The 2,452-nt window shown below is 46.0% G+C and carries 3 protein-coding genes; 2 read left to right on the top strand and 1 reads right to left on the bottom strand.

Going from position 1 to position 2,452, the window contains the following annotated elements:
* The coding region (locus tag RMO84_RS00570) for a tRNA isopentenyl-2-thiomethyl-A-37 hydroxylase MiaE (RefSeq protein WP_310486468.1) at positions 1-458 on the top strand (458 nt) is incomplete at its 5' end.
* Between the two features lie 68 nt (positions 459-526).
* A complete protein-coding gene (locus RMO84_RS00575; protein WP_310486469.1) occupies positions 527-1,030 on the top strand; it encodes a GNAT family N-acetyltransferase in 504 nt (167 codons plus the stop codon).
* Positions 1,031-1,348: 318 nt separating this feature from the next.
* Here RMO84_RS00575 and lysA read toward each other — a convergent pair.
* Positions 1,349-2,452 (bottom strand): diaminopimelate decarboxylase (gene lysA, locus RMO84_RS00580; RefSeq protein ID WP_310486470.1); only part of this gene is annotated, 1,104 nt, incomplete at its 5' end.

Genomic DNA, 2,452 nt, shown 5'->3' on the forward strand with positions numbered 1-2,452 from the left:
ATATGATGTTTCGGTATCCATCCAATCATAAACTCGTCCGGCAGCTCACCGCGATCGCGCGAGAAGAATTGGAGCATTTCGAGCAAGTCAATCAAATTCTCGAACAGCGCAATATTCCCCTCGCGCCGCTGAATGCACCGCCCTATGGGAAAGGCTTGATGAGTCAAATTCGCCATCAAGAACCCCAGCGATTATTAGATTCCTTGCTGATTTCTGGCTTGATCGAAGCCCGTTCTCACGAGCGACTGGGCTTGTTGGGTACTCATCTCCCCGATCCGAAATTAGCCGCTTTTTACCGCAGTTTGATGGCATCGGAAGCTCGTCATTTTGGGATTTATTGGTTGCTGGCGGATACTTATTTCGATCGATCGATCGTCCAATCCCGTCTCGCCGAACTCGCCATCTTTGAGAGTCAGATACTGTCTACGCTCTATCATGAGCCGAGAATTCACAGTTAATTTAATTGATAGCCAGATAATCTGCGAATAAATAATTTCCCTGCTCCCCGCTCCCCGCTTTTCTATTCATGCTCGATCGATATCAAAATTATCTAATTAGAGACTGGCAACCGGACGATCGCATTGCGGCGGCGGAAGTTATTAAAAATGCTTTGGCTGAATATGGATTGGGCTGGGAGCCAGATGGAGCCGATCGAGATGTTATCGATGTAGAGCAATATTATCTCGATCGGGGTGGTGAATTTTGGGTAATTGAGGACAACGGCACGATTGTCGGTACGAGTGCTTATTATCCGTGTATTGTTGCATCTGCTGCGCTAGAAAATCGCGACACTAAGGCTGTCGAAATCAGGAAAATGTACTTACATTCCAAAACTAGAGGACAGGGGCTAGGTAAGTATTTATTAGGACAATTAGAAAAGTCGATATTCGATCGAGGTTATCGCGAGATTCGGATCGAAACGGCGAGTGTGTTAACTGCTGCGGTGAAATTATATGAATCGAGTGGGTATTTGCCAGTTACAGAAGTAGAGACATCGAGATGCGATCGAGCATACGTCAAAAAAATGTGAGCTTCAAATCCCTAACTGCTGGGACTCGACTTTAGCCATTAGAGGAGAAACAGAGCAAGGAATGAGATAAAAATAGAGTAGAGCCGACCGTAATTGGTTGACTTTACTCTATTTTGAGATTAAAACAGACGTTTACTCTAGCAAAAGAAGTTTCACAAGTGCTGACAGCATTCCAAGTTTTATTTGGACAACAAAGAAGTTGGGAAAAAGCACAGTCAATGTTAGTAGGAGCAATCCTGTGCCGAAATCGAGTATCAAACATCAAGTCAAAGAAGTCGGGTTTCTGTTTTCACAGATAATCAAATGAGGCAATATTATCTATTTCACCAAGCGTTCTGGCAACCTGTCGAACCGCAAGAGATCGTCGTAATTTTCACGCTGAATGATGATATTGGCTTCACCACGATCGACTAAGACAGCCGCCGGACGGGTAATCCGATTATAGTTAGAAGACATACTATAGTTATAAGCACCAGTCGCCGGAACGACCAAGATATCTCCAGGTACCGTAGCCGCAATTTGGGCATCTTTAATCAAGATATCACCAGATTCGCAATGCTTACCTGCGATCGTCACGGTTTCTGTCATGGGTGCCGACATTTTATTGGCAATCATCGCCCGATACTGAGATTGGTAAGTAATTGGGCGGGGATTGTCGGACATGCCACCATCGATGCTGATATAGGTGCGGATGCCAGGGACGGTTTTGTTGCCGCCGACGGTGTAGGCGGTGACACAACTACTCCCAATCAACGAACGTCCTGGTTCGGATAACACTCGCGGGTAAGCGACTCCGTGCGCGTCACAGGCAACTTTGAGCGCAGTAGCAACGTTTTTTACCCACGCATCGATGCTTTGGGGATCGTCAGCTTCGGTATATTTAATCCCCAAACCGCCACCGACATTAATTTCACTAATTGGTAAACCGTGACTGAGTGCAAGTTTGTACCATTCCACCATCACGCCAGCTAAATCTTGGTGGGGTTGTTGCTCGAAGATTTGGGAGCCGATGTGAGCGTGAACGCCGATACAGGTAATCTGTGTCTGTTTGCTCAACCAGGTGAAAACTTCATCGAGTTGATTGGGATCGAAACCAAATTTACTATCTAAATGTCCGGTGCGAATATATTCGTGAGTGTGGCATTCGATTCCTGGCGTGAGGCGAATCATCACTGGGACATTTTTATCTGTATTGCTGGCAATTGTGGCGATATGTTCGAGTTCGAGCCAGTTATCGGCAATAATGCGACAGTTTTTGGAGATCGCTAGTTCTAGTTCGGCGACTGATTTATTATTACCGTGGAAGTAGATTTTTTCCGCACTCACGCCAGCCTTAATTGCGGTGAGAATTTCGCCACCAGATACCACATCGATGCCTAAATCTTCACTACCCGCGATCGCACAGACAGCCAAACAGCTCCA

This window comes from Chamaesiphon sp. VAR_69_metabat_338 (assembly GCF_031423935.1).
Classification (GTDB): Bacteria; Cyanobacteriota; Cyanobacteriia; order Cyanobacteriales; family Chamaesiphonaceae; genus Chamaesiphon.

What these genes read in the sequence shown, in the direction of transcription:
- RMO84_RS00575 (WP_310486469.1), top strand. Translation starts at nt 527, where the DNA reads ATGCTCGATCGATATCAAAATTATCTAATTAGAGACTGGCAACCGGAC.